The 24,711-nt window shown below is 69.9% G+C and carries 21 protein-coding genes and 3 tRNA genes; 14 read left to right on the forward strand and 10 right to left on the reverse strand.

What is annotated here, in order from left to right; translation table 11 throughout:
- Positions 1-2 precede the first annotated feature (2 nt).
- Positions 3-1,307, forward strand: a complete 1,305-nt coding sequence (locus AC3ANP_RS06505) for a cation:proton antiporter (protein ID WP_488332515.1) — start codon at positions 3-5, stop codon at positions 1,305-1,307.
- A gap of 66 nt (positions 1,308-1,373) precedes the next feature.
- Here AC3ANP_RS06505 and hutG read toward each other — a convergent pair whose 3' ends face one another.
- Both hutG and AC3ANP_RS06515 read right to left on the reverse strand, forming a co-directional pair.
- Positions 1,374-2,333, reverse strand: a complete 960-nt coding sequence (gene hutG, locus AC3ANP_RS06510; RefSeq protein WP_488332516.1) for a formimidoylglutamase — start codon at positions 2,331-2,333, stop codon at positions 1,374-1,376.
- Between the two features lie 168 nt (positions 2,334-2,501).
- Positions 2,502-3,947, reverse strand: coding sequence for an NCS2 family permease (locus AC3ANP_RS06515; RefSeq protein WP_488332517.1), 1,446 nt, complete (start codon positions 3,945-3,947; stop codon positions 2,502-2,504).
- Between the two features lie 111 nt (positions 3,948-4,058).
- On the opposite strand from AC3ANP_RS06515, the gene AC3ANP_RS06520 reads away from it, so the two are divergent.
- Positions 4,059-4,784 carry a copper resistance CopC family protein gene (locus tag AC3ANP_RS06520; protein WP_488332518.1) on the forward strand — a complete coding sequence of 242 codons (726 nt, stop codon included), beginning with the start codon at positions 4,059-4,061 and terminating at the stop codon, positions 4,782-4,784.
- Here the strand turns inward: AC3ANP_RS06520 and AC3ANP_RS06525 are convergent.
- On the reverse strand, positions 4,781-5,431 hold the full coding sequence (locus tag AC3ANP_RS06525) for an FAD-binding protein (RefSeq protein WP_488332989.1): 651 nt from the start codon (positions 5,429-5,431) through the stop codon (positions 4,781-4,783). The two genes, AC3ANP_RS06520 and AC3ANP_RS06525, sit on opposite strands and share 4 nt — an antisense overlap.
- Before the next feature lie 267 nt (positions 5,432-5,698).
- Between AC3ANP_RS06525 and AC3ANP_RS06530 the strand changes: the two genes are divergently transcribed.
- The 6 genes from AC3ANP_RS06530 to AC3ANP_RS06555 all read left to right on the forward strand — a co-directional run bounded on the left by AC3ANP_RS06530 (position 5,699) and on the right by AC3ANP_RS06555 (position 13,423).
- Entirely contained in the window at positions 5,699-6,733 is a 1,035-nt protein-coding gene (locus AC3ANP_RS06530; RefSeq protein WP_488332519.1) for a universal stress protein, read from the forward strand.
- A 47-nt stretch (positions 6,734-6,780) separates the two neighbouring features.
- The gene (locus tag AC3ANP_RS06535; protein WP_488332520.1) at positions 6,781-9,591 is read left to right on the forward strand and encodes a PEP/pyruvate-binding domain-containing protein; all 2,811 of its coding nucleotides are present in this window, start codon (positions 6,781-6,783) and stop codon (positions 9,589-9,591) included.
- Positions 9,588-10,271, forward strand: a complete 684-nt coding sequence (locus AC3ANP_RS06540) for a hypothetical protein (protein WP_488332521.1) — start codon at positions 9,588-9,590, stop codon at positions 10,269-10,271. The genes AC3ANP_RS06535 and AC3ANP_RS06540 overlap by 4 nt, the downstream gene beginning before the upstream one ends.
- 113 nt (positions 10,272-10,384) lie before the next feature.
- Positions 10,385-11,515 carry a LolA family protein gene (locus AC3ANP_RS06545; protein ID WP_488332522.1) on the forward strand — a complete coding sequence of 377 codons (1,131 nt, stop codon included), beginning with the start codon at positions 10,385-10,387 and terminating at the stop codon, positions 11,513-11,515.
- Positions 11,512-12,540 carry an ABC transporter ATP-binding protein gene (locus tag AC3ANP_RS06550; protein WP_488332523.1) on the forward strand — a complete coding sequence of 343 codons (1,029 nt, stop codon included), beginning with the start codon at positions 11,512-11,514 and terminating at the stop codon, positions 12,538-12,540. Before AC3ANP_RS06545 ends, AC3ANP_RS06550 begins: the two co-directional genes overlap by 4 nt.
- A gap of 133 nt (positions 12,541-12,673) precedes the next feature.
- Complete coding sequence (locus AC3ANP_RS06555) at positions 12,674-13,423, forward strand: ABC transporter permease (RefSeq protein WP_488332990.1); 750 nt, start codon at positions 12,674-12,676, stop codon at positions 13,421-13,423.
- Positions 13,424-13,442: 19 nt separating this feature from the next.
- Here the strand turns inward: AC3ANP_RS06555 and AC3ANP_RS06560 are convergent, their stop codons facing one another.
- From AC3ANP_RS06560 to AC3ANP_RS06575, 4 genes are all read right to left on the reverse strand, one after another.
- Entirely contained in the window at positions 13,443-14,375 is a 933-nt protein-coding gene (locus AC3ANP_RS06560; RefSeq protein ID WP_488332524.1) for a cation diffusion facilitator family transporter, read from the reverse strand.
- A gap of 28 nt (positions 14,376-14,403) precedes the next feature.
- Positions 14,404-14,838 (reverse strand): metallopeptidase family protein, encoded by a 435-nt coding sequence (locus AC3ANP_RS06565; RefSeq protein ID WP_488332525.1) that lies wholly within the window; start codon positions 14,836-14,838, stop codon positions 14,404-14,406.
- A 9-nt stretch (positions 14,839-14,847) separates the two neighbouring features.
- Positions 14,848-15,885 carry a DMT family transporter gene (locus AC3ANP_RS06570; RefSeq protein WP_488332526.1) on the reverse strand — a complete coding sequence of 346 codons (1,038 nt, stop codon included), beginning with the start codon at positions 15,883-15,885 and terminating at the stop codon, positions 14,848-14,850.
- 99 nt (positions 15,886-15,984) lie between these two features.
- Positions 15,985-16,866, reverse strand: coding sequence for an ArgP/LysG family DNA-binding transcriptional regulator (locus AC3ANP_RS06575; RefSeq protein ID WP_488332527.1), 882 nt, complete (start codon positions 16,864-16,866; stop codon positions 15,985-15,987).
- 68 nt (positions 16,867-16,934) lie between these two features.
- Between AC3ANP_RS06575 and AC3ANP_RS06580 the strand changes: the two genes are divergently transcribed.
- Positions 16,935-17,537 carry a LysE/ArgO family amino acid transporter gene (locus tag AC3ANP_RS06580; RefSeq protein ID WP_488332528.1) on the forward strand — a complete coding sequence of 201 codons (603 nt, stop codon included), beginning with the start codon at positions 16,935-16,937 and terminating at the stop codon, positions 17,535-17,537.
- A 104-nt stretch (positions 17,538-17,641) separates the two neighbouring features.
- Positions 17,642-18,187 (forward strand): methyltransferase family protein, encoded by a 546-nt coding sequence (locus AC3ANP_RS06585; RefSeq protein WP_488332529.1) that lies wholly within the window; start codon positions 17,642-17,644, stop codon positions 18,185-18,187.
- 9 nt (positions 18,188-18,196) lie between these two features.
- Here AC3ANP_RS06585 and AC3ANP_RS06590 read toward each other — a convergent pair whose 3' ends face one another.
- The gene (locus AC3ANP_RS06590; RefSeq protein WP_488332530.1) at positions 18,197-19,231 is read right to left on the reverse strand and encodes a PHP domain-containing protein; all 1,035 of its coding nucleotides are present in this window, start codon (positions 19,229-19,231) and stop codon (positions 18,197-18,199) included.
- Positions 19,232-19,425: 194 nt separating this feature from the next.
- Here AC3ANP_RS06590 and AC3ANP_RS06595 point away from each other — a divergent pair.
- From AC3ANP_RS06595 to AC3ANP_RS06605, 3 genes are all read left to right on the forward strand, one after another.
- Positions 19,426-19,498, forward strand: a tRNA-Glu gene (locus tag AC3ANP_RS06595).
- Positions 19,499-19,601: 103 nt separating this feature from the next.
- Positions 19,602-19,675 (forward strand) — tRNA-Asp (locus tag AC3ANP_RS06600).
- Positions 19,676-19,723: 48 nt separating this feature from the next.
- Positions 19,724-19,799: transfer RNA gene (locus AC3ANP_RS06605), tRNA-Phe, on the forward strand.
- Positions 19,800-20,004: 205 nt separating this feature from the next.
- On the opposite strand, the gene AC3ANP_RS06610 is transcribed toward AC3ANP_RS06605, so the two are convergent.
- Both AC3ANP_RS06610 and AC3ANP_RS06615 read right to left on the reverse strand, forming a co-directional pair.
- Positions 20,005-21,378 carry an aminotransferase class III-fold pyridoxal phosphate-dependent enzyme gene (locus AC3ANP_RS06610; protein ID WP_488332531.1) on the reverse strand — a complete coding sequence of 458 codons (1,374 nt, stop codon included), beginning with the start codon at positions 21,376-21,378 and terminating at the stop codon, positions 20,005-20,007.
- A 28-nt stretch (positions 21,379-21,406) separates the two neighbouring features.
- Positions 21,407-22,894 carry a CoA-acylating methylmalonate-semialdehyde dehydrogenase gene (locus tag AC3ANP_RS06615; RefSeq protein ID WP_488332532.1) on the reverse strand — a complete coding sequence of 496 codons (1,488 nt, stop codon included), beginning with the start codon at positions 22,892-22,894 and terminating at the stop codon, positions 21,407-21,409.
- A 113-nt stretch (positions 22,895-23,007) separates the two neighbouring features.
- On the opposite strand from AC3ANP_RS06615, the gene AC3ANP_RS06620 reads away from it, so the two are divergent.
- Positions 23,008-24,687, forward strand: a complete 1,680-nt coding sequence (locus AC3ANP_RS06620; protein ID WP_488332533.1) for a PucR family transcriptional regulator — start codon at positions 23,008-23,010, stop codon at positions 24,685-24,687.
- Positions 24,688-24,711: the final 24 nt, after the last annotated feature.

Raw genomic sequence — 24,711 nt, forward strand, 5'->3', positions numbered from 1 at the left:
GGATGCTCGAACCGTCCAGTGTTGTCTTCACCGCGGCCGGGATCGCCGTGTTTATCGCGGCGGTGCTGCCCAAGCTGCTGCGCAACGCGCCCCTCTCGATGCCCATGGTCTTTCTGGGCGCCGGCATGCTGACCTTCACCCTGATGCCCGAGCTGCCGGACCCGGACCCGCTGCAACACGGGGACTTCGTCACCCACCTGACCGAGGTGTGCGTCATCATCTCGCTGATGGGGGCCGGACTGGCGCTGGACCGTCCTCCCGGCCTGCGGCGGTGGTCCACGACGTGGCGGATGCTCGGCCTGGCCATGCCGCTGTGCATCCTGGGGCTGACCCTGCTGGGGCTCTGGTTCCTGGGCCTTGGGCTCGGGGCCGCACTGCTGGTCGCGTCCGCCCTCGCCCCCACCGACCCGGTGCTGGCCTCCGAAGTGCAGGTGGGGGAACCGGCCGACGAGGAAGCGGGCACGGAACGGGAGGATGAGATCCGCTTTACGCTCACCTCCGAGGCCGGCCTGAATGATGGCCTCGCCTTCCCCTTTGTCTACCTCGCGATCGCCATCAGCTCGGTCGGGGCGGCGCCGTCCGGCTGGCTGGCGCACTGGCTCGCGGTGGACGTCCTGTGGCGCATCGGCGTCGGCGTGCTGCTGGGACTGGCGATGGGGAAGCTGCTTGGCAGGCTGTTCTTCTCCGCCCGGCACGAGAGCATCCGGCTGTCCAACCACTCCGAGGGATTCGTGGCGCTGGCGGCCACCTTCCTGGCCTACGGGGTGACGCAGCTGGCGGGCGGCTACGGGTTCGTCGCGGTCTTCGTCTGCGCCGTAACGATCCGCGCGGCCGAGCGCACGCATGGCTTTCACCGGGTGCTGCATTCGTACGTGGAACAACTGGAGCGGCTGATGACGGTGGTCATCCTCGTCCTGTTGGGCGGAGCGATCGCCCGCGGCCTGCTGGCCGGGATCGGCTGGGCCGAGGTGCTGGTGGCGCTGGCCTTCCTGCTGCTGGTACGCCCGCTGGCGGGGTGGTTCGGGCTCGCGCGGGGCAAGACCGGGCCCCGGGAGCGCGGCGCGATCGCGTTCTTCGGGATCCGCGGCATCGGCTCGCTCTACTATCTTGCGTTCGCCCTCGGCCAGGGCCACTTCGGCGACCAGGCCCACGAACTCTGGGCACTCGTGGGACTCGTCGTCGCCCTGTCGATCGTGCTGCACGGCGCCACGACGGCGCCGGTGATGAACCGGCTGGACCGGCTGCGGCAGCGCCGTGCGTTGGAGCAGCACGGCGATGAGGGCCAGGCGCCGCTGACCGCGATCTGACCGCCGCCAGCTCCGGCCCGCCAGTACGCGGGCCCGGCCCGGCGGCCCCGCCCGGCAGTACGCGGGCTACCGCAGCAGGGTGCTGATCAGCCGGGCCGCCACCTTGGCGGTGCGGCCGTCGACGTCGAACGCCGGGTTCAGTTCCGCGACGTCCAGCAGCAGCAGCTTCCCGCTCGCGGCCAGCTGGCGGCAAACGGCGCTGATCACCGGCAGCGGAACGCCGTAGGCGGCCGGCGCACTCACCCCGGGAGCCACCGACGCCGGCAGCACGTCCAGGTCGATGGTCAGGTACAGCGCATCCAGCCGGGCCAGGAACGCCGCCACGAAATCCCGCACGGTGTCGGCGGCGCAGTCCTCATCCAGCAGGTACTCCACCCCCAGTTCCGTGGCAGTCCGGAACAGTGCCGGCGTGTTGTTGGGCTCGGAGATCCCGACGACGGCGTACTGCAGTTTTCGACCCGCGGCGGCTTCCGCCCGGGCCATCTGCAGGAAAGGGGTGCCGGAACTGGGCAGCGGCTCGTCACGGAGATCGAAGTGCGCGTCCAGGTTCAGGACGCCGACGCGCAGCCCGTCACGGACCCGCGCGGAACCGGCCAGCCCCAGGTAGCTGGCAAACGCAGTCTCGTGGCCGCCGCCCAGAACCACCGGCAGCGCACCGGCATCCAGCAGCCCCGCGACAGCCCGCCCGGCCCGGGCCTGCCCGTCCTCCAGCGCATCCCCGGCCACGGTGACGTCGCCGGCGTCGTGGACTTCACGGTCCAGGTGGAAGGCGAGCGGTCCCAGTGCGGCACGAAGCGCTGCCGGGGCGTCCGCGGCCCCGGTGCGGCCCTTGTTGCGGCGCACCCCGGCGTCGCAGCCGAAACCCAGGATCACCGCGGGCCGGCGGCCGCCGGCCGGAACGGGCGGCAACGGCAGCGGGCAGGGACTGACCGCCTGCCACCAGCGGCGGTGCTCGGCGCCGTCGCCGTCGAACCGCCCGGTCCAGGGCTTCGGCGGGCTGTCGACGGTGCGGTCGGTGCTGGGCATACCCAAGCTCACCGCAGCGCCGGGCGGAACACCAGCGGCACCGCCGTCGGCGTGTCCGAAATCCCGGACGCCGCTCTGAATTTAGCGCCGAGCTGGCAGCTCACGGCAATGCCGGCGAACAACACTGCCGCGATCTGCCAGCTCGGCGGACCTGCACGGGGCCGGGGCCTACTTCAGGCCCAGCGCGGCCTCAATCGGGCCGATCCCGAAGAACAGCAGGAACGCGGCCGCCACGGCCCACATCAGCGGGTGCACCTCGCGGGCACGGCCCTGGAAGAGCCGGATCAGCGCGAAGGAGATGAACCCGGCGCCGAGGCCGTTGGCGATCGAGTAGGTGAACGGCATCAGGGCGAAGGTCAGGAACGCCGGGATCGCGATGCCCCAGTCCTGCCAGTCGATCTTGCCGACCTGGGAGACCATCATGAAGCCGACGACGACGAGGGCCGGCGCCACCGCCTCGAACGGGACCAGGTTGATCAGCGGGGTGAAGAACATGGCGACCAGCAGCAGCAGGCCGGTGACGACCGAGGCCAGGCCGGTCCGGGCGCCTTCGCCGATGCCGGCGCCGGACTCGACGAAGATCTGGTTGGAGGAGACCGACGAGCCGCCGCCGGCGATGGCGCCGATCGCGTCGATCTGGAGCACGCGGTCCACGTTGGGGATGTTGCCGTCCTTGTCGATGGTGCCTGCCTCGGTGGCGAGTCCCACCATGGTGCCCATGGCGTCGAAGAAGATGCTGAGCAGGATCACGAAGACCAGCAGCGCGGCGGCAACCACACCGAGGTGCTCAAAGGCGCCGAACGGGTTGGCCTTGCCGATCAGGGACAGGTCCGGTGCGGCCCATTCGGAGAACTGCGGGGCCACCAGGGACCAGCCCTGCGGGTTGAACGGCTTGCCCGGCTGGACACTGGGACCGATGTGCAGGGTGAGCTCGAGGATCACGGACAGCGCCGTCGAAGTGATGATGCCGATCAGGATGGCGCCCTTGACCTTGCGGACCACCAGGGCGATGGTCAGGACCAGACCGAAGACGAAGACCAGGGTGGGCCAGCCCAGGAGCTTGCCGTCGAAGCCCAGCCCCACCGGTACGGTGGTGCCGGCGACGTCGGGGATGCGGCGCACGAAGCCGGCGTTGACCAGACCGATCAGCGCAATGAACAGGCCGATCCCGACGACGATGGCGGTCTTCAGCCCGTCCGGGACGGCCCTGAACACCGCGGTACGGAAACCGGTCAGCACCAGGATCAGCATGGTCACACCGGAGAGCATGATCAGGCCCATCATGTCCGGCCAGGTCAGGCCGGGGTTGGTGGCCACGGTAACGGCGGCGAAGGCGTTCACGCCCAGGCCGGTGGCCAGCGCGAAGGGGTGCTTGGCCCAGGCCCCCATCAGGATGGTGAGGATACCGGCGACGAAGGCGGTGGCGGCGGCAACGGCCGGGAAGCCGAGGGTGGCGCCGGAGGAATCGGGGCCGCCCAGGATCAGCGGGTTCAGCACCACGATGTAGCTCATTGCGAAGAAGGTCGCGAACCCGCCCCGGATCTCGCGGGAAAAGTTCGATCCCCGCTCGGAAATCTTAAAATACCGGTCGAGTGCAGAGCCCTGCTTAAGCATTGGTCCTCCGGGAGGGAAAAGGGGTGTTAGGTAGATCTTATTAGGCGTGACGGCGCCCACCCGCCAAACTCGCCTAGTCTGTAAGGAAGCCAACACTAGGAGCCTGCAGCGATGCGCATCATCAGAAAACTTCCGGGCGCCCTGCTGGGCCTGATCGCGATCGCATCAGTGCTGCTAGGGACAGCCCTGCTGGGCGCCGGGCCGGCCGCCGCGCACGACACGGTGGAGTCGACCAGCCCGGCGGCGAATGCGACGGTACCGACGCCGCCGCAGAAGGTTTCGCTCACCGTCACCAACCGCCCGTTGGTCCTCGGCACCCAGATCAAGGTCGCCGATGCTTCGGGCGTGGACTGGGCCGACGGCGCGGCGCAGGTGGTGGACAATGTGGTCTCACAGCCGCTGCGCACCGGGGCGCCGCGCGGCTCCTACACGGTGCAATGGCGCGTAGTCAGCGCCGACGGACACCCGATCGAAGGCACCTTCAGCTTCACCGCCAGCGCGGCCGCCGCAGGGGCCCCGGCGGCGTCCGGCGCTGCGCCCGGCTCGGAGTCCGTGCCCACGCTGGGCACCGCCGCCCCCGGCACCACCGTCACCCCGGCGGCTGCGCCGGACGCGTCCCAGCCGTTTCCGTGGAGCATCGTGGTTTTTGTGGCGGTGGCCGTGGGCATCCTGGTGGCGCTGGGCCTGATGGCGAAGCGCCGGCTTAGCGAGGGCGACGGCGGCGACGCCGACGGCGGCGACGAAGCCGACGTCGACGAAGCCGGGGTCGACAGCCCCGACAGCCCGGGCACGGTGGACGGCAGTCCCGAGGTCCGGTCGCCCGGGGCGGACGCCTAGGCCGGCAGGGCTAAAGGGCCGGGCAGCAGGGAAGGCGTCCCGTCGGGGTAGACCTTGGCCGAAATCGCCTGGCCTACCAGTTTCGCCTGGCGGAGCACTTCCTTGGGCGTGGGAGTGATGAGCTCGCCGACGCCCACCAGGTACATGCCGAGCGCGTGCATGGCCGCAACCAGGTTGCGGCCGGTCGCTACCCCCAGGTCCGCCAGCATCCGGCGCAGCTGGCTGTGGGCGCACCGGGTGAGGACCAGGTGGTCGGCGTACAGGATCCCGCCGGGGGTGCTGACGGCCCACTGCTGCGCCGGCCGCCCGGATTCGTGGACGCCCGCAGCGCCGGCGGGGTGGTCCGCGTCCAGGTGGTCCAACTGCAGGGCCCGGACGTTGTTGCGGACATCAAGATTGTGGTTGCTGGCGTAGTTGCGCAGATGCCGGAGGATCTCGTTGCGCTCCCTCAGGGTGGCCGCATCGGCAGCGTCACAGCGCTGCAGCGAGGAGGTGTTGGCAGGGTTCCCGGCGCCGAGCAGATCCAGGCCGTCCACCACAATGGAGCCGACGCCCCGGCGCTGCAGTTCGCTCGCCACCGCCAGCCCGGACAGGCCCGTGCCAATGACCAGGGTGTTGGTCCGTTCGATTCCGCCATAAACAGGCATGCTCGACACTGCGGGTCCTTTCTCCGATGGTGCGGTCCGGACAAGCTGCCCGGGACGCTGTTCCGAGGCCCGCCTGCCGTCCTCCGCAAGCGGCGAATCTGAAAGACGAGTCTCGGTTCAGCAACGTCTCAGAGGATACCCAACATTGCTGGTACTGGATAGGGGCAGGAGGGCCGGTATATTTCCACGTTTGAGGGAGAGCGCCGGAGCCGTAGAGTTCTGGCAGAATAGCCGCAACACGGCCAGCGACCCGAGGAGGCGGACCCCATGGCCCGAGAACAGGAGCATCCGGATCCGGCCGGGGACGCACGCGAGCAGCCCGCCCATCGGGGAATCGTGGTCGGAGTGGACGGGTCCGAGCACAGCCACTGCGCCGTGGTCTGGGCCGCGCGCGAAGCCGAGCGCCGGCACAGTCCGCTGCACCTCGTGACCGCCTACTCCGTTCCGGTGTTTGCCGCTTCCGGGCTGGACGGCGGCTACGCCACGGTGGACGACTCGGTGATCCGGGAGGGCGCCGAAGCGATCCTGCAGCAGGCCCTGGACAAGGTATCCGGCTACAACATCGACGTCGACGCCTCGGTGGAGAACGGCGACGCTTCCGGCGTGCTGCTGGAACTGAGCGCCGAGGCCGAGCTGCTCGTGTTCGGTACCCGCGGCCGGGGCGGCTTCGTCGGCCGGCTCCTCGGCTCGGTCAGCAGTGCCCTGCCCGCCCACGCCAAATGCCCCACCGTCACCGTGCCCTTGATCTGCGGCGACCGGCTGGGGGAGACCACCCAGGACAAGCATGTCCGGGCCGAGCGGGAACGGACCGGGCACCAGCCGGTCGAAAACGTCGTGGTGGTCGGCGTGGACGGGTCGGAACAGGCCCGGGTCGCCGTGCTCGACGCGGCAGCCCAGGCGGAGCGGCTCTCCGCACCGCTGCGGCTGGTCTGCGCCGTTCCGGAATACAGCGGCTCACTGGCCTGGGTTCCGGCGCCGATGGACCGGCAGGCGCTCTTCGCCGATATCCGGACGCAGCTCGACGCCGGGGTGGCATGGCTGAAGAGCCACTATCCCAGCCTCGAGGTCCAGACCCAGCTCGTTGACGGCTCCCCGGTGGACATCCTGGTCGAGGCGAGCCGGCGCGTCGAACTCGTCGTGGTCGGCACCCGCGGCCGCGGCGGCTTCGCCGAGATGCTGCTTGGCTCCACCTCGGACGGCATCCTGCACCACGCCAAGGGCCCGGTCATGGTGATCCCGGACCGTGACGATCCGCGGCTGGCCGACCGGCCCCGCTTCGGCCCGATGTCCGGCGACTCCTAAGCCGAACCCGGACCCGGCAGCTTCAGTGTCGAACGGAGGACCGCCAGGTGCAGCAGCAACCTCCGGGTGAGCCCGGCGAGCAACTCCGCCGGGAACCGCACGCGGCACCTCCGCTGGTGCTCGGCCTGGACTCGCTGGCGGCAGCGCTGCTGCCTGTCGTCGGCGGCAAGGCGGCCAACCTCGGCGAACTGCTGCGAGCCGGACTGCCCGTGCCGCCCGGTTTCTGCCTCACCACGGCGGCCTACCGGCAGGCCACCGGGACCGCCGGGCTTGGGGACCTCCACGCCGAGCTGGCTGCCACCGCCCCGGCGGACCTTGACGGTCTTGCCGCGCTGGCCGCGGCGGCGCGGACCCGGGTCCTGGCCGCGGACGTTCCGGCCGAGATCGCCGACGCTGTCCGCACGGCGTACCGGACCCTGGGTGACGACGTGCCCGTCGCTGTCAGGTCCTCCGCGACAGCAGAGGACCTGCCGTTCGCGAGTTTTGCCGGCCAGCAGGACACCATCCTGAACGTCGTGGGAGCCGACGCGGTGCTCGCCGCCGTGCGGCGCTGCTGGGCGTCGCTGTGGACCGACCGGGCGGTCAGCTACCGCGCCGCCCAGGGGATCAGCCCCTCGGACGTGGCCCTCGCCGTCGTGGTCCAGCAGATGGTGGACGCCACCGTTGCCGGTGTCCTGTTTACCGCGAATCCGGTGACCGGGCGGCGGCACGAGGCCGTGATCGACGCCAGCCCCGGGCTCGGCGAGGCGGTGGTTTCCGGCGTGGTGAACCCGGATCATTTCGTCGTCGACAGCCGCACCGGGCAGGTGCTGGAACGGCGGATCGGCAGCAAGGAGCTGGCCGTCCGCACGCTGCCGGGCGGGGGAACCGAACGCACGGCCCTGCCCGACGCCGGCGTGCAGCCCTGCATCGACGACGCCGGCCTGCGGGTGCTGGAGCGGCTGGGCCGGCGTGCGGAGGCGCACTTCGGTGCGCCGCAGGACCTGGAATGGGCCATCGACGACGCCGGAACCGCCTGGCTGACGCAGTCCCGGCCCATCACCACGCTCTTCCCGGTGCCGGAACGGCGGAACCCCGACGGCACCCGGGTTTATCTGTGCCTCAGCCTGGCCCAGGGCCTGACCCGCCCGCTGACCCCGATGGGCCTGGCCGGATTCCGCCTGATCGCCTCGTCGGTGGCCAGCGCCGCGCAGTTCGAGGTTCCCGCCCCGCACGCGGGCCCCTCGCCCTACGCCGCGGCCGGCCAGCGGATCTTTTTCGACCTGACCACGGTACTGCGCAGCGCTGTCGGCCGCGCGATCGTGCCCCGCGTCTTCGATGTGATGGAAGCCCGCTCCGCGACCGTGCTGCGCCAGCTCTTCACCGACCCCCGGTTTTCGGTCACCAGCAGGTCGCCGTGGCCGCTGTTGCGGCACGTGGTGCCGGTGGCCGTACGGGGCGGAGTCCCGGGATCGCTGCTGCGCGCCGTGGTCCGGCCGGAGGCAGCGCTGGGCCGGGCGGAGGCAACCGGTGCGCGGTTCCGCGCCGCCCTCACCGTACCCGCCGGAGCCAGCGGGGTGCAGCGGCTGGATCACGTGGAGCGGATCCTCGGCCGGGAGCTCTTCGCCGTGGTGCCCCGCATCCTGCCGCTGCCGGCCCTGGGCTTCGCGCTGCTGGCGGCGGTCGGCCGGCTGCTGGGGCCGGGCGCAGCGCAGGGTGCCCTGCAGCCGGTGCTGCGGGGGCTGCCGAACAACGTCACCACCGAGATGGATCTGGCACTCTGGCGGCTCGCATCGACGATCCGGGCCGACGCCGCAGCGGCTGCTGTGTTTTCCGGCGCGGCGGACGCCACGGGCAGTGCCGGGACGGACGGGGCGGGGACGGACGGGGCCGGCACGGACGGCCCCGGCGCCGCCGAGCTGGGCCGGCGTTACCGCGCCGGGACGCTGCCCGGCGTCGTGCAGTCCGGCGTTGCCGGGTTCCTGGCCCGCTACGGCCACCGGGCGGTCGCCGAGATCGATCTGGGGATGCCCCGCTGGTCCGAGGACCCGACCCACCTCTTCGGCGTCCTGGCCAACTACCTCCGGCTCGAGGATCCCGGCCAGGCACCGGACCTGCAGTTCGGCCGGGCGGCCCAGGCTGCCGAGGACCAGGTGGACCGGCTGGCCGAGGGGCAGCGAGGCCGGCTGCGTGCGGCGCTGGTCCGGGCCGCGCTGCGCCGCACCAGGATGTTTGCCGGGCTGCGGGAGCTGCCGAAGTACCACCTCGTGGAGGGCCTGGCCGCAGCCCGGGCGCAGCTGCAGGCCGTCGGCGCGGAGCTGGCTGCCGCCGGCCGGATCGACCAGGCAGCGGACATCTTCTTCCTGGAGCTGCTCGAGGCCCGCGCCGGCCTCAACGGGACTGACCTGCACCGGCTTGTGACGCAGCGCCGGCAGGACTACGAGAGCGAACTCGGCCGCCGGCACATCCCCCGGGTGCTGCTCTCGGACGGGACCGAGCCGGAGGCCTTGCGGCCCGGCGGTGGCGGCGCTGCGGACGGCGTGCTGACCGGCAGCCCCGCGTCGGCCGGAACGGTCACCGCCGCCGCACGGGTCATCCTCGAGCCGGAAGGGGCGCGGCTGGAACCGGGCGAGATTCTGGTGGCACCTTCCACGGATCCCGGCTGGACGCCGCTGTTCCTGACAGCCGGCGGACTGGTGATGGAAATGGGCGGCCCCAACTCGCACGGCGCCGTCGTCGCCCGGGAATACGGGATTCCTGCAGTCGTCGGCGTCCCGGATGCCACCTCCCTGCTCACCACCGGGCAGGTCATCACGGTCGACGGCGGAGCCGGCACCGTGGCCGCCGGCCCGCCGGGCCCTCCGCAGCCGGGCTCATGAGCGCCCTGGAGGGCCCGCAGACACCCCCGGCCGCCGCCGATGACCCGTGGCTGCCCGACTGGCTGGTCAGCCGTCCGCTCACCGCCGGCTGGGTCTGGGCGGCATTCTGGGCGGCGCTGATCGTTGCGGACGATTACTTCGACGTCGCGGGATGGTCCTGGTACGTCCTGGTCGGGATGGCCGCGCTGCCCACCCTGCTGGCCACCATCGCCGTGCTGCAGGCCACGCCCCGCCGGTATCTCAAGCCGACGAAGGACTCGGTGCTGGGGCACTTCTTTGTCCGGTTCCTGGCCCTGACGGCCGCGTTCCTCGTCTGGGGCGTCTCCGTGGTGATGAGCGCCTCGATCTCCACCACCATCCAGTCCGTCGTCAACGCGTCCGAGCGGGAAGTCACCGCCCTGGGATTCAACCTGCTCCTCGCCGCGGTACCGCTCGTCGTGACCGTACTGTGGCTTGCCTTCATCGCCCGCTGCGCCTGGTTCCTGCGCCGCATCCGCGGCTGGAAACAGGACCCGCCGGGCGCGCGGGTGCCGGCGAAGTTCCTGCGCGGCAGGCCGCGGCTGAGGAGGGTCGTCGTGGGGCTGGCCCATCCCGGGCTGCTCCTGGTGGCCGGACTCGGAACGTCCGTGCTGGCGCTTCTGCTCGGAGCCGTGGAACTGACGCTGACCGTGCTTACGTAGCCGCGGCGGCCCCGTGGCCAAACCGGTCCCGATCTGTGCCCGGGAGGAGATGAAGCCGGGCCGTTCCAAGCGTAGTGTTGAAGCATGAGCTGCGATGTTGGAGCGCGGTCGCAATGACCCGTCCTTGGCTGCGATGGCTGCCGGCCGTAACGGTTCCCGCCGTGATCGCGGCCGGGGTACTAACGGGTTCCCTTCCGGCCGGCGCGGGGGATCCGTTGCCGGCGAAATCACCGGAGCAGGTGCTCCAGCTGATCGCCCAGCACCGCAACAGCTCCTACTCGGGGACGCTGGAACAAGCGTCCAGCCTCGGGTTGCCGGAACTGCCGACGACCGGCCCCGGTGCATCCTCCGGGAACAGCGCGTGGTTGGAGCTTCTTACCGGGCCGCACACCGCACGGGTTTTCCGTGACGGGCCGGACAATGCACGGGTCCAGGTCATGGACCGCCTCGCCGAGCGCGACGTGATCCGGCACGGCAACGATGTCTGGTTCTACAACTCCAAAGACAACACGGCAGCCCACGCCGCCCTCCCGTCCGGATCCGCCGAGCGTCACGCGCCGGCGCAGAAAGCCCTGCCCGCTCCCGACACCCTGGCCGAGGAACTCCTGGCCAAGCTGGACCAGAACGCCGAGCTGACTGTCGGCTCCGACGTGAAGGTCGCCGGGCGCGCTGCCTACCAGCTCGTCCTCACGCCAAGGTCCACGGTCACCCTGCTGCAGTCGGTTGAGATTTCCGTCGATGGTCAGACCGGGATGCCGCTCGGCGTCGAGCTGACGGCCCGCGGCCAGTCCGCTCCGGCGTTCCAGGTTGCGTTCACCCAGCTCTCCCTCGAAGCGCCGGACCCCGCCATCTTCCGGTTCACTCCTCCTGCCGGTGCCGCCGTCAAGGAACTGCCCGTCCCGGAGCACCAGGGCCCCCGCGCAACCGAACGCCAGCAGGCGAAAGACAGCCGGCACAAGGTCAGCGGAACCGGATGGGAATCGGTCATCGAGCTTCCGGCGGGCACGTGGGCCAAGGCCGCCGGCCAGGAAAAGGGCCAGCAGCCGGGCCAGGATCCGGGCCGGGCGCCGGGCGAACAGCCGGGTGGCTCCGCCGCTTCGTTGCTGGCGCAGGCGACCGTCCCGGTGGCCGGCGGCAGGCTGCTCTCCACCGCCCTGGTGAACGTGCTCATCCTTGACGACGGCCGCGTTTTCGCCGGCTCCGTCCCGCTCGACCGGCTCCAAGCCGCGGCCTCCGCCGGGTGACCGCCGTCGCCCCGCCCGCCGAGCTGAGCATTGAAACGCGCGGCCTGAGCAAGCGCTTCGGGCGGCAACTGGCGGTCGACGGCGTCGACCTGGCGGTCCCGAAAGGTTCCGTCTTCGGATTCCTGGGCCCCAACGGCTCCGGCAAAACCACGACGATCCGGATCATGCTGGGCCTCGCTGCCGCCTCCAGCGGTTCGGTGCGCGTCCTCGGCCAGGAGATGCCCCGCCAGTTGCGCACCGTCCTGCCGCGGGTCGGTGCGCTGGTGGAAGGGCCTGCCTTCTATCCGTTCCTGTCCGGCGCGGCGAACCTGCTGCGCCTGGATGCTGCGGATCCCGAAGCGCCGGCGCGGACGCGGCGGGAACGGGTCGGGACGGCGCTGGACCGGGTGGGCCTCTCGCACGCGGCGGATAAGAAGGTCCGGGCTTATTCGCTGGGCATGAAGCAGCGGCTGGGCATCGCCAACGCCCTGCTCGGCCCGCGGGACCTACTGGTGCTGGACGAGCCGACCAACGGCCTGGATCCGCAGGGTACCCGCGAGGTACGCCACCTGGTGCGCTCGCTCGCCGCGGACGGTGCCACCGTCTTCGTCTCCAGCCACCTGCTCGCCGAGGTGGAGCAGATCTGCACCCACGCGGCCATCATGAGTGCCGGGCGCCTGGTGGCTCAGGGCGCCCTGGCGGACCTGCGCCAAGCAGGGCGGGCCAGGTTCCGGCTGCTGACCCCCGACCCCGGCGACGCTGCCCGCGTGTTGACCGGCCTGGGCTTAACGGCCGACGGCGGCGCGGCGCAGGGTGGCGGAAGCCCTGCCGGCCGCGGCGCGGCGCCGACCGTCGGGAGCAGGGATGCCGGCGAGTTGCTGTACGCGCTGCCGGCCAGCGATGGCGCGGAAGCTCCTGCCCCTGAAGCGGTGGTGGCGGCGCTGGTCGCGGGCGGTGTCCGGGTCCGTGGCTTCGCCCTGGAGCAGGGCAGCCTGGAGGACCGGTTCGTGGAATTGACCGGGGAGGGCTTCGACGTTGCCCGCTGATCAGCAGACCCCGCCGCCGGATCACGGCACCGCGGACAGCCCGGACCGGGCCTGGGTCCGGGGCTGGGCGGCCGGGTTCCGGCTGCTCGGTTCCGAACTGGGCGTGCTGTTCCGCCGCCGTCGGACCTGGGCCATGCTGCTGGCGCTGGCTGCCATCCCGGTGCTGATAGCGGTGGCCGTGCGGCTCTCCTCCGCCGTACCGCCCGGCCGGGGGCCGGCCTTCCTGGACCGGATCAGCCAAAATGGATTGTTTGTCGGTGTCACTGCCATGCTGGTGGCCGTTCCGCTGTTCCTGCCGCTGACGGTCGGGGTGGTGGCCGGGGATACCCTTGCGGGCGAGGCCGGGCTGGGCACCCTGCGGTATCTGCTGGCGGCCCCGGCGGGCCGGGGCCGGCTGGTGCTGGTGAAGTACCTTGGCGCCGTCGTTTTCGCCGTGGCCGCGCCGCTGACGGTGGCGCTGGTGGGAGCGGGCATCGGCGCGCTGCTGTTCCCGGTGGGGCCTGTGACCTTGCTGTCGGGGGACGCGATCGGCGCGGCCGATGCGGTGGGGAGGCTGCTGCTGATCGCCGCCTACCTCGCGCTCTCCCTGGCCGGGCTTTCGGCCATCGGGCTGTTCATGTCCAGCCTGACCGACGTGCCGGTCGGTGCGATGGCGGCCACGGTCGTGCTCGCCGTCGTCGCCCAGATCGCTGACGCGCTGCCGCAACTGGACTGGCTGCACCCCTGGCTGTTCAGCCACCGCTGGCTCGACTTCGCCGACCTGTTACGCCAGCCGATTGCCTGGGACTCGTTCGGCGCCAACGCCCTCCTGCAGGCCGGTTACGTGGCCGTCTTCGGCGCGCTCGCCTACGCCAGGTTCTCGACCAAGGACGTGCTCTCCTAGGGCCCCCGCCTGCGGCCGGTCAGGCGTGCTGGTGGGCCTCGTGCTCCGCGTGGCTCGCCGGTTCCAGTTGGAAGGTGCAGTGCTCGGTGTCGAAGTGCGCGCCGAGGCAGGTGACCAGTTTGTCCAGCACCCGGTCCGAGCCGCGGGCATCCAGCACGGCGTCTTCCACCACCACGTGTGCGGAGAAAACCGGGACCCCGGAGGTGATGGTCCAGATGTGGATGTCGTGGACCGATACCACGCCAGCGACCGAGAGGATGTGCTCGCGGATCATCGGGACGTCCACGCCCTTCGGAGTGGCTTCGAGGAGGACATCGACGACGTCGCGGAGCAGATGCCAGGCCCGGGGCAGGATCATCAGGGCGATCACGATCGAGGCGAAGGTATCCGCGGCCTGGTACCCGGTGGCCATGATGACGACGGCGGCAACGATCACCGCGAAGGAGCCCAGCAGGTCGCCGAGCACCTCCAGGTACGCGCCGCGCACGTTCAGGCTTTCCTTCTGCGCCCCGCGCAGGATCAGCAGCGAGACGAGGTTGGCCGCCGCGCCGAGGACGGCAGCGAAGAGCATGACGCCGGTCTGCACTTCGGGCGCGGCGCCGAGCCGGCGGATCGCCTCCGTGAAGATGACCACGGAGATGACGATCAGGACCAGCGCGTTGGCCAGCGCGGCGAGCACCTCGGCGCGCTGGTAGCCGTAGGTGCGCTGGTCGTTGGCCGGCCGGGTGGCTATCCAGGCCGCCAGCAGCGCGATGGACACCCCGGCCGCATCGGAGAGCATGTGTCCGGCGTCGGCCAGCAGCGCCAGCGACCCTGAGACCACGGCGCCCGCCACCTGCACCAGCACCACAGCAAGGGTGATGGCCAGCACGGCGACCAGGCGCTTGCGGTGCCGCGCTGTCGCCGTGCCGCCGGCCGGTAGGCCGTGCGAATGGCCGTGGTCATGTCCCATACTGCCAAGGCTAGCCGCAGAGGCCCGGCTAGCCCCAGCCGAGCTCGTGCAGCCGTGCGTCGCTGATGCCGAAGTGGTGCGCAACCTCGTGCACCACGGTGACCGTCACTTCCTCGACTACTTCCTCCCGGGTGGCGCAGAGGTCCAGGATGGGGCGGCGGTAGATGGTGATCCGGTCCGGCAGGGAGCCGGCATCCCACCAGGAGTCGCGTTCGGTCAGCGGTACGCCCTCGTAGAGTCCCAGCAGGACGGTGTCCGGGTCCTCGCCGGGCTGCGGCGTGTAGTCGTCCTCAATGAAAACGGCCACGTTGTTCATGGTTCTGGCCAGGTCCGGCGGGATCTGGTCCAGAGCGTCGTCCACCGCGGCTTCGAACTCGTCCTCGGACATCGGGAACGGCGGGGCACCGCCGGTGCCGTCGTCGTCGGGCACGATGGGAAGGCCTGGTGGCAGCGAAGGGGGCATAACTGAAGCCTATGCCTCCGGCTGCAGCGCGGGCGTGGCCCGGCGGCGGGAACCGCGCCGGGTCAGCGCCACACCGGCGAGGCAGATGACGCCGCCAACCAGGCCCCAGGCGGTGGGGATCTCGCCGAGCACCAGCCAGGAGATCAGGATGGTGGTTCCGGGCACCAGGTAGGTTGTGGCGGCGAGCCGGCCCGCGTCGATCAGGGAGAGCGCGTACGCCCAGGTGGTGAAGGCGATCGCGGTGGGAAACACGCCGAGGTAGGCCAGGCCCAGCGTCGCGGACAGCGGGGCGGCCTGCAGTTCTCCGATGAGTTGGCCGCTGAAGGGCAGGCAGCACACCGCGCCCACCAGAATGCCGAACCAGGTGGCCTGCGCGGCGGGGATCTTCCGGAGCACCGGCTTCTGGATGATGACGCTGACCGCCGCCAGTGCCGCGGCGAGCAGGCAAAGCAGGACGCCGGCCACGTCCGCCGTCGACCGCTGGCCGGAACCGAGGGCGATGACTGCCACGCCCCCGAAGGCGACCAGGCTGCCGATGATCAGCCAGCGCGGGAACCCTTCCTTCAGGACGAGCCCTGCCATCACCGCCACCAGGATGGGGTTGACGTTGATCAGCAGGGCAGCCGTGCCGGCGTCGAGCAGGTGTTCGGCGGCATTGAGCGCAACGTTGTACCCGCCGAACCACATCACGCCGTACGCGAGGATGGGCCACCACTCGCGGCCCCGGGGAAACGGCGCGGAGCGGCGGAACTGCGGCAGCACCACGAGGCCGAGGACGACGGCGGCGACGGCGAGCCGCCCCAGGGTCAGGGATCCGGGGGAGAAGCTGGGACCGACGGCGCGGATGCCAACGAACGCGGAGGCCCAGAGGACCACGGTGACGACGACGGCGGCGATCCCCAGTCCGCTGATTTGCCCGGGCCGGCGGGGTTCCCCGGGGACGGCCGGCGGGGCGGCGTGCGGCACGGGACGCGGCGGGTACCCGGCGGTGCTGTCCGGCGGGGTGTTGTCATGCTGCGGGGAGCCGGTCTCGGCGGTTGTGGCCATGGTGCCAATTTAGCTGCTGTGGCGGGATGCTGGCTGGCGGATATCGGTCAGGTCTCATCGAGTTCCTGCCAGGTTCAGCGCCGGGTGTTCCCAACACCTTCACCGAAGCACGCGTGCCGCCGCCTGGACAGCCTCCGCAACAACGCTGAGGGCCGCTGAGTCGCGCCGCCATTGCTGCCAGTAGAGGGTGACATCCACCTGCGCCCCGGGAGCGAGTGTCTGCAGCGTCCCGGCCCCGAGGTCCTCGGTGATTTCGATTTCGGGCATCATTCCCCAACCCATGCTGCGGCGGATCGCATCGCCAAACTCCTGGGCGGCCGGCACGTAGTGGCGCGGCGCTCGGCTGGGTGAGCGGCTGAAACGGCGCAGCCAGCGGTCCTGCAGGTCGTCCTTGCGGTCAAAGACCAGCACCGGGGCCTTGGAAAGCGCCGCCGCGGTGACGCCGGACCCAAACCAGCGGCGGGAGAAATCCGGGGCGCAAACGGGCAGGTAGCGCATGGTGCCGAGCCGGCGGGAGGAACATCCCGGTACTGGCGCAGCCGTCACCGTGATTGCCGCGGCCGCGGCGCCCGCCCGCAGGAGGTCCAGGGAGTGCTCCTGGTCCTCGCGGAGGATCTCCAACTGGACGCTCTCGCCGACGGCTGCCAGGCCGGCCAGGGCCCAGGTGTGCAAGGAATCGCTGTTGATCACCAGCGTCAGGCGCGTCCGCCCGTGGACGTCCGCCGGCTGTAGCTCTTCGGCGAGGTCTGCCGAGAGCAGTTCCAATTGCCGGGCAAAGCGCACCACGGCCTGGCCGGACTCCGTGAGCTCTACCGGCCGCGCCCGGGTCAGCACCGGACGGCCGACGGCGGACTCAAGCGCGCGGATCCGCTGGCTGACCGCCGAGGGCGTCACGGATAACTGGGCTGCTGCGGCGTCGAAGCTTCCGTGCGTGACGATTGCCGCCAGCGTCCGGGCCTGCTCGGGGGAAATGTCAACCATTAGCTCAGCTTATCTGCACGAAGAATCTTTAACTGGTTTCATCTTGGGCGGGGACCTACCGTGGGAGGGTGATTCTTCCCCTGTTCTCAGGCCTCTCCACCGGGCTGTCGCTCATTGTGGCCATCGGGGCGCAAAACGCCTTTGTCCTTCGCCAAGGCATCCGGCGCTCGCACGTGGCCATGGTGGTGGCGGTCTGCGCGGTGTCGGATCTGCTGCTGATCGTGTTGGGCGTCGCGGGCATCGGCGTCCTCCTGGACCGGGCACCCGCCGCGCTCGTGGTGATCCGGTGGGCCGGGGCGGCCTTCCTCCTCGCCTATGGAGCGCTCGCGGCCCGGCGTGCCGTCCGCGGGGAACAGTTGGAGGACGTGGCGGACAAGCCGGCCGTCAGCAGGGCGGCCGTATTGGGGACCTGCCTGGCCTTCACCTGGCTGAACCCGCACGTGTACTTGGACACGGTGCTGCTGCTTGGGTCCCTGGCCGCCGCCCAGGGTGAGTCCGGGCGCTGGTGGTTCGCTGCGGGGGCTGGCCTTGGAAGCATTGCCTGGTTCACCGCCCTCGGCGCGGGGGCGCGGTTCCTGACGTCCCTGTTCCGGCGCCGGACGGCGTGGCGGGTGCTCGACGCCGGAATCGCCGTCGTGATGTTGACGTTGGCCGTGCTGCTGGTCGCCTGATCGCTGCGCCGACCCTGCCGGTCGGCCCCGGGCCCTGCGCCGGCCCCGGATCGCGGGCCGGCCGGCCCTTGCCCGTTCGATGTGGCGGGTTCACGATTGCCGGTATGACAGCATCCCCGGCTTCGGCCCGCGAACGAAAGCGTGCAGCCATCGGCACGGCCGTCTTTGCGATCGTCCCTGCAACGGCCGCCGGCGTGGTGCCGTGGCTGTTGACCCGCTGGGAGGTGGAGGCCCCGGTCCCGGGTGGCATGCCTGCGCAGCTCACGGGCGCCGTACTGATCGGCGCGGGCGCGGCGGTGATCGCGAACTCCTTTGTCCACTTCGCCGTCGAGGGCATCGGGACCCCTGCGCCGTTTGCCCCTCCCGCGCGGCTGGTGGTTGGCGGGCTCTACCGGTACGTGCGGAACCCGATGTACGTGTCGATCGCCGCGGCCGTCGCCGGACAGGGACTCCTGCTGGGTCAGCCGAAGCTCTTCGCGGCACTGGGCCTCGGCGCAATCCCGGTGGTGGCCTTCGTCCGGCTGCACGAGGAGCCGGCCCTGACCCGGAAATTCGGTGCGGCCTACGACGAGTACCGCCGTAACGTTCCGCGCTGGCTGCCTCGGCTCACGCCATGGCAGGCCCAGGGGGCGGAGTCGTCCCGGGGCTAGGCCGTCCCGCTACCGGCCGCGGCCGGACCACTCCAGCAGCCGGTCGAGCGGCCAGGTGGTGATGATCCGCTCCGGTGGCACGCCGTTTCGCGCGGCCCGCTCCGCACCGTACTGCAGGAAGTCGAGCTGGCCGGGGGCGTGCGCGTCGCTGTCGATACTGAAGAGGCAGCCCGCGTCGAGGGCCACCTGGATCAGCTCGTCCGGCGGGTCCTGGCGCTCCGGCCGGGCGTTGATCTCGACGGCGACGCCGTGTTCCGCGCACGCCGCAAACACCTGTATCGCGTCGAACTCCGACGGCGGACGCGTCCCCCGTGACCCGTTCAGCAGCCGCCCGGTGCAGTGGCCGAGGATGCGGGTGTGCGGGTCTTCGATGCCGCCCAGCATCCGCCGGGTCATGGTCCGGCTGTCCGCCCGAAGCTTCGAGTGCACGCTTGCCACCACCAGGTCCAGGCGGTCCAGCAGGTCGGGCGCCTGGTCCAGCTTGCCGTCCTCCAGGATGTCGACCTCGATGCCGGCGAGCAGCCGGGTTCGCGGGCGGCCGTCGTCGGGCTGCGACGACTCAATCCCGGGAAGCAGGTCAAGTTGTTGCTGGAGCCGCTCGGCACTGAGCCCGTTGGCGATCTTCAGCGTGGGGGAGTGGTCCGTCAAGGCCAGATATTCGCGCCCCAGCGTCCGCGCCGCGTCCAGCATGGCGTCGATCGGGGAACCGCCGTCGGACCAGTTGCTGTGCGTGTGCAGGTCGCCGCGGAGCTGCGCCGCCAGCTCGTGGCCGCCCTCCGCAAGCGGACCTGCGCCGCGTTCCCGCAGGCCGGCAAGGTAGTCCGGGACGGCGCCATCCACAGCCTGCGCGATCACCTCAAAGGTCCGGTCACCGATTCCCTTCATCCGCTTCAGCCGGCCGTCCCGTCGCCGCGCCGCGAGTTCCTCGGGCGGGAGCCCGGCAATCGCATCGGCTGCCTTGCGGAAGGCTTGGACCTTGAAGGTGGTGGCGCGCTCGCGTTCGAGCCAGAAGGCGATCTCATTGAGGGCAGCGGTGGCGTCCATCTGACCATCATCCACTTGGCTGTACCGGGCTTGTCCAGAGGCAGTTCCGGTTTGGGGAAAAGGATTTTGGAGAATCCGAAAGTAGGCCCTACACTTTTATAGGTCCAGTTCGGAGGAACCTGAAGGGACGAAAACGGAAGGCTTCGGCCCTTAATTTTTGCCTTGTAACAGTGGTTTTACCGGATGGCGTCCTGGCCCCCATCGTCTAGCGGCCTAGGACACCGCCCTTTCACGGCGGCGGCACGGGTTCGAATCCCGTTGGGGGTACGCAAGGAACTGGTCAGGCCGGGTGAAAAAGTCTGGTAGGCTAGAGTCCTTGAAAAAACGCGGTAGCGATACCGCGGACAGCAAGAAACAGCAGTAAAAGCAAGGCCCTGTAGCGCAGTTGGTTAGCGCGCCGCCCTGTCACGGCGGAGGTCGCGGGTTCAAGTCCCGTCAGGGTCGCTCTGATTGCCAGAAGAAATTCCGGCCGTCATGGTGACACGTCACCTAGGCTCTGTAGCTCAGTTGGTAGAGCGTTCGACTGAAAATCGAAAGGTCACCGGATCGACGCCGGTCGGAGCCACCAGCTAGAACCCCGCAGTTCCCAGTGTTTACACCGGGACTGCGGGGTTTTTTCGTTTGGCCATCACCGTGAGAGATTCTCCTGGATCAGGCTAGCGACGTCTCCTTCTGATGCGCACCTCTGGTGGCCTCTTGGATGGGCCATCGGCGCAGCTGCCCCCAATGACGACAGCTGCGCCGATGGCCAGCCAGATCCCAGCCCGATGCCGTCAGCTGATCAGGTCGTCTGCGATATCTAGGACTTCGTCCAGGATGGAGAGCCCGGTCCGAGCGTCCTGCACCGAGGTGTTGCACGGGGGAACCACATGGATGCGGTTGAAGTTGGCGAATGGCAGAAGGCCGCGGGACTTGCACTCGGCGACAAGCTGGTTCATTTCCGGGCTTGAACTGCCATAGGCCGCCATTGGCTCGCGGGTCTCCCGGTTCTTGACCAGTTCGATGGCCCAAAAGACCCCTGTTCCGCGCACCTCTCCCACGGACGTGTGGTTGTCCGCGAAGCCGGCGAGGGCCGGTCCGATCACGGTCTTTCCAAGCCGGGCCGCGTGCTGAACGGTCTGTTCGTCCTCCATGGCGTTGATGGTGGCCACCGCGGCCGCCGTGGCCAGCGGGTGGCCGGAGTAGGTCAGGCCACCGGGGTAGACGCGCTGACCGAACGTGGCCGCGATTTCGGGGCTGATGGCGACGCCGCCCAGCGGGACATAGCCGGAATTTACCCCTTTGGCGAAGGTGAGCAGGTCCGGAACGACGTCAAAGTGCTCGATGGCAAACCACTTGCCGGTCCGTCCGAAGCCGGACATGACCTCGTCGGCGATCAGGATGATGCCGTGCCTGGTGCAGAGCTCCCGCACGCCCTGCAGGTAGCCGGGCGGGGGCATGTAGATCCCGGCGGTCCCCGGAATCGATTCAAGGATCAGCGCCGCGATGGTGGACGGGCCTTCAAAGCTGACCAGTTGCTCCAGATGTTCCAGGGCGCGCTGGCTTTCCTCTTCCTCCGTCGTGGAATGGAACGCGGTGCGGTAGAGGTAGGGCGGGAAGAAGTGGACGGTGCCGGTGCTGGCCGTGTCGCTGGCCCAGCGGCGCGGGTCCCCGGTGAGGTTCACGGCGAGCTGGGTGCCACCATGGTAGGAGCGGTAGGCCGAGAGGACCTTGTGGCGGCCGGTGTGGAGCCGTGCCATGCGGACGGCGTGCTCATTGGCGTCCGCGCCGCCGTTGGTGAAGAAGATCTTGTCCAGTTCCCCGGGGGTTCGCTCCGCGATCAGCCGGGCCGCTTCGGAGCGGGCGTCGTTGACGTAGCTCGGGGCGATGGTGCACAGTTTGGCGGCTTGGGCAGCGATCGCAGCGACGACGGCGGGGTGCTGGTGGCCGATGTTGGTGTTGACCAACTGCGAGGAGAAGTCCAGATACTTGTTGCCGTCGCCGTCCCAGACGTGGGATCCCTGCGCAGCTGTGATGACCATCGGGTCCAGGAGGTCCTGGGCGGACCAGGAGTGGAAGACGTGCTTGCGGTCCAGATCGTAGGCCCGGCGCGCTGCCTCGGGATCGTGCTGGAGCGGCAGGACGCCGCTGTCAATCGTGGAAGTCATGTTGTGTCCCTTTCTGGTGTGGGGCCGGTCAGGCGTTCTGCGGGAAACCGAGGTTGATGCCACCGTGGCTGGGGTCCAGCCACCGGGAGGTCACGGCCTTGCCCCTGGTGAAGAACCCCACGCCTTCGGTGCCGTGGGCATGGGTGTCGCCGAAGAGCGAGTTCTTCCAGCCGCCAAAGGAGTAGTAGGCCATGGGGACCGGGACGGGGACGTTAATGCCGACCATGCCCACTTCCACTTCGTTCTCGAAGCGGCGGGCCGCACCGCCGTCGTTGGTGAAGATGGCGGTGCCGTTGCCGTAGGGGTTGGTGTTGATTAGCTCCAGCGCCTGCTCGTAGCTGTCAACCCGGACTACGGACAGTACAGGTCCGAAGATCTCGTCCTGGTAGATGGACATGTCCGGAGTGACGTTGTCGAAGAGCGTGGGGCCGACGAAGAAGCCGTCCCCTTCGGAGTCGGGGGCGACGTCGCGTCCGTCGACCACCAGGGTGGCACCGGCGGCCTCGCCGGCGTCGACGTAGCCTGCGACCTTGTCGCGGTGGACTGCCGTGACGAGCGGGCCCATATCGCAGCCCCGCAGGCCGTCGCCCGTCCGGAGCGACCGCGTACGCTCCTCAATTTTCGCCACGAGCTCGTCGGCTATGCCGCCCACGGCGAGGAGCGCGGAGATGGCCATGCACCGCTCGCCCGCCGAACCGAACCCGGCGTTCACCGCGGCGTCGGCGGCCAGGTCGAGATCGGCGTCGGGCAGGACAATCATGTGGTTCTTGGCGCCGCCGAGGGCCTGCACGCGCTTCCCGTTAGCGGTTGCGGTCTGGTATACGTACTTGGCGATAGGCGTCGATCCGACGAAGGAGACGGCCTTGATGTCCGGATCACTGAGGAGCGCGTCGACAGCCACTTTGTCCCCGTGCAGGACGTTGAAGACACCGTCCGGCAGGCCGGCTTCCTTCCAGAGCTCGGCCATCCAGTTGATGGCCGTGGGGTCCTTTTCGCTGGGCTTGATCACGACCGTGTTGCCGGCGGCGATGGCGAGTGGAAAGAACCACATGGGTACCATGGCCGGGAAATTGAAGGGGCTGATGATGGCGACCGGTCCGAGTGCCTGCCGGATCGAGTGGACATCCACGTTGGTGGACGCGTTCTCCGTGTAGCTGCCCTTGAGCAGGTGCGGGATGCCGCAGGCGAATTCCACAACCTCCTGCCCCCGGGTCACTTCGCCGAGGGCGTCGTCGAGGACCTTGCCATGCTCGGAGGTGATGATGGCGGCGAGCTCGCCCTTGCGGGCATTGAGCAGTTCGCGGAACGAGAAGAGGATCTGTGTGCGGCGGGCAATGGATGTGTCCCGCCAGGCGGGGAACGCGGCTTTGGCCGCCGCGACGGCGGCGCGGCCCTCTTCCTGGGTGGCCAGGGAAACCTGGCCGGTGACCTTGCCGGTCGCCGGGTTCGTCACGGGGGCAGAACGGCTGCCGGCCGGAACGTAGCTGCCGTTGATCCAGTGCTCAATGACGTTCAAGTAATACTCCTTGTGGGGGACGGGCGGTGTCGTGCGTCCAGTCTGTCCGGCCCGGAGTTCCACCATAAGAGCAGGGGTGTAAAGAGAATCGAGATGTGCTTTACACTTTGTCAATGTTGCCCACCGTCCGTTCCATCCTGGGCCTTCCCGTGCTCCACGACGCAGGTCCGCACATCCTCGGCGGAGCTGAGGCGCTGGATCGCCCTGTCCGCTGGGTCCATGTCAGCGAAGTGCTCGATATTTCCGGGCTGCTCTCCGGCGGCGAACTGGTGCTCACCACCGGTCTGGAACTGGAGAAGACGCCGGCTCGCACGGCCTCGTTCATCCGTTCCCTGGAGGAGGCGGGAGCCGCCGGCGTGATCGTGGAGATCGTCGGCAACCGAAGCCGCAGCATGGACGCCCTGCGCGCGGCCGCACTGGACGCGGCGCTGCCTGTGATCGTCGTCGAACGGCGGGTGCGCTTCGTGCAGATTACGGAGACTGTGCACCGGATGATCGTGGCCGAGCAGTTGGAGCGCGTCGAACGGGCGCGGGACGTCCACGAAGCCTTCACCGTGCTGAGCCTGGAAAGCGCCGGGACGGATCAGGTCGTGGAACGGGCGGCCGCCATGATCGGTGCTCCGGTGGTTCTGGAGGACCTTTCGCACCTTGTCCTCGCATATTCGGCCCGCAAGCTCCAGACCACCGAGCTCCTCGATGACTGGGAACGGAGGTCGCGGACCACACCGTCCGCGTCCGGGACAACCCGGAGCGGGCCGGAGGCCTGGCTGCAAACGCCGGTGGGCGTGCGACGGCAACTCTGGGGGCGGCTCGTGGTCCCGGTGCCGCTCGAGGACGACGACGCCGCGTCCATGGTGCTGGAGCGCGCGGCGCAGACGCTCGCCATCAACCGGCTGGCCGAGGGGGACCGGCGCGAGTTGAGCCACCAGGCGCAGGCGGGGCTTCTCAACGACCTGCGCCAGCCCCGCGGGTTGAGCGAGGCCGAAGCGCAGATGCGTGCCGCCGCGCTTGGCCTCAGGCGCTCGCCATACTATGTGCCGGTGGTGTTCAGGAGCGGCGCAGACAGTACCGGCGCCCCGCCGGGCCAGCAGGGGACCGGCGGAGACCCGCTCGCCGGCCAGCAGGAGGAACGCTTCCTGCTCGAACAGCTCGCCCGTGCCCTCAAGTCCGCGTCGGGCACCGCACTGACTGCGAGTATCCGCTCAGGCTCGGTCGGCATGATCCTGGCAGTCCCGGCCAAGCAACTCGAAGACCCGATGCTGCACCGCCTCGCCGGCGCCCTCGCCGGGGACATTCTCCCGTCCGGCCCTTCCCTGACCGGCTTCCGGCCCCCCGGCCACGCGGAGGTGGCGTGGAGCATCGGCGTCGGCCGTCTCCGCGGTTCACTGCTGGAAGCGGCGGCGGGCATCGACGAGGCCTCCCACGTCGCCGAAACGGCAGCGACCCTGCCGGGGGGCCGCAAGCCGTTCTACCGGGCGACCGACGTCCGGCTGCGGGGGCTGCTGGCCCTGCTGCGCAAAGACCCCCGCGTGCAGCAGTTCGTCGAGTCCGAGCTGGCCGGTGTCCTGCACGCCGAAGCCCGGGGCGCGGAAGGCTACGTTGAGCTGCTGGGGCAGTACCTCGAGTCCGGCGGCAATAAGGCCGCCCTCGCCCGGAAGGGCTACCTCAGCCGGCCGACCCTCTACGCCCGTCTGGGCCGGCTGGAGGAGCTTCTCGCCGTCGACCTCGACGACGCCGAGTCGAGGACCTCGTTGCACGTCGCGCTCATGTTGTACCGGCTGCGGACACTGTAACCATGCGGATCCCCCAGAATGCGA

The sequence above is a fragment of the Arthrobacter sp. JB02-1C genome (assembly GCF_057748045.1).

What these genes read in the sequence shown, in the direction of transcription:
- AC3ANP_RS06585 (WP_488332529.1), top strand. Translation starts at nt 17,642, where the DNA reads ATGACAGCATCCCCGGCTTCGGCCCGCGAACGAAAGCGTGCAGCCATC.
- AC3ANP_RS06590 (WP_488332530.1), bottom strand. Translation starts at nt 19,231, where the DNA reads ATGGACGCCACCGCTGCCCTCAATGAGATCGCCTTCTGGCTCGAACGC.
- AC3ANP_RS06520 (WP_488332518.1), top strand. Translation starts at nt 4,059, where the DNA reads ATGCGCATCATCAGAAAACTTCCGGGCGCCCTGCTGGGCCTGATCGCG.
- AC3ANP_RS06525 (WP_488332989.1), bottom strand. Translation starts at nt 5,431, where the DNA reads ATGCCTGTTTATGGCGGAATCGAACGGACCAACACCCTGGTCATTGGC.
- AC3ANP_RS06540 (WP_488332521.1), top strand. Translation starts at nt 9,588, where the DNA reads ATGAGCGCCCTGGAGGGCCCGCAGACACCCCCGGCCGCCGCCGATGAC.
- AC3ANP_RS06565 (WP_488332525.1), bottom strand. Translation starts at nt 14,838, where the DNA reads ATGCCCCCTTCGCTGCCACCAGGCCTTCCCATCGTGCCCGACGACGAC.
- AC3ANP_RS06545 (WP_488332522.1), top strand. Translation starts at nt 10,385, where the DNA reads ATGACCCGTCCTTGGCTGCGATGGCTGCCGGCCGTAACGGTTCCCGCC.
- AC3ANP_RS06575 (WP_488332527.1), bottom strand. Translation starts at nt 16,866, where the DNA reads ATGGTTGACATTTCCCCCGAGCAGGCCCGGACGCTGGCGGCAATCGTC.
- AC3ANP_RS06620 (WP_488332533.1), top strand. Translation starts at nt 23,008, where the DNA reads ATGTTGCCCACCGTCCGTTCCATCCTGGGCCTTCCCGTGCTCCACGAC.
- AC3ANP_RS06530 (WP_488332519.1), top strand. Translation starts at nt 5,699, where the DNA reads ATGGCCCGAGAACAGGAGCATCCGGATCCGGCCGGGGACGCACGCGAG.
- hutG (WP_488332516.1), bottom strand. Translation starts at nt 2,333, where the DNA reads ATGCCCAGCACCGACCGCACCGTCGACAGCCCGCCGAAGCCCTGGACC.
- AC3ANP_RS06555 (WP_488332990.1), top strand. Translation starts at nt 12,674, where the DNA reads ATGCTGCTGGCGCTGGCTGCCATCCCGGTGCTGATAGCGGTGGCCGTG.
- AC3ANP_RS06560 (WP_488332524.1), bottom strand. Translation starts at nt 14,375, where the DNA reads ATGGGACATGACCACGGCCATTCGCACGGCCTACCGGCCGGCGGCACG.
- AC3ANP_RS06610 (WP_488332531.1), bottom strand. Translation starts at nt 21,378, where the DNA reads ATGACTTCCACGATTGACAGCGGCGTCCTGCCGCTCCAGCACGATCCC.
- AC3ANP_RS06515 (WP_488332517.1), bottom strand. Translation starts at nt 3,947, where the DNA reads ATGCTTAAGCAGGGCTCTGCACTCGACCGGTATTTTAAGATTTCCGAG.
- AC3ANP_RS06570 (WP_488332526.1), bottom strand. Translation starts at nt 15,885, where the DNA reads ATGGCCACAACCGCCGAGACCGGCTCCCCGCAGCATGACAACACCCCG.
- AC3ANP_RS06505 (WP_488332515.1), top strand. Translation starts at nt 3, where the DNA reads ATGCTCGAACCGTCCAGTGTTGTCTTCACCGCGGCCGGGATCGCCGTG.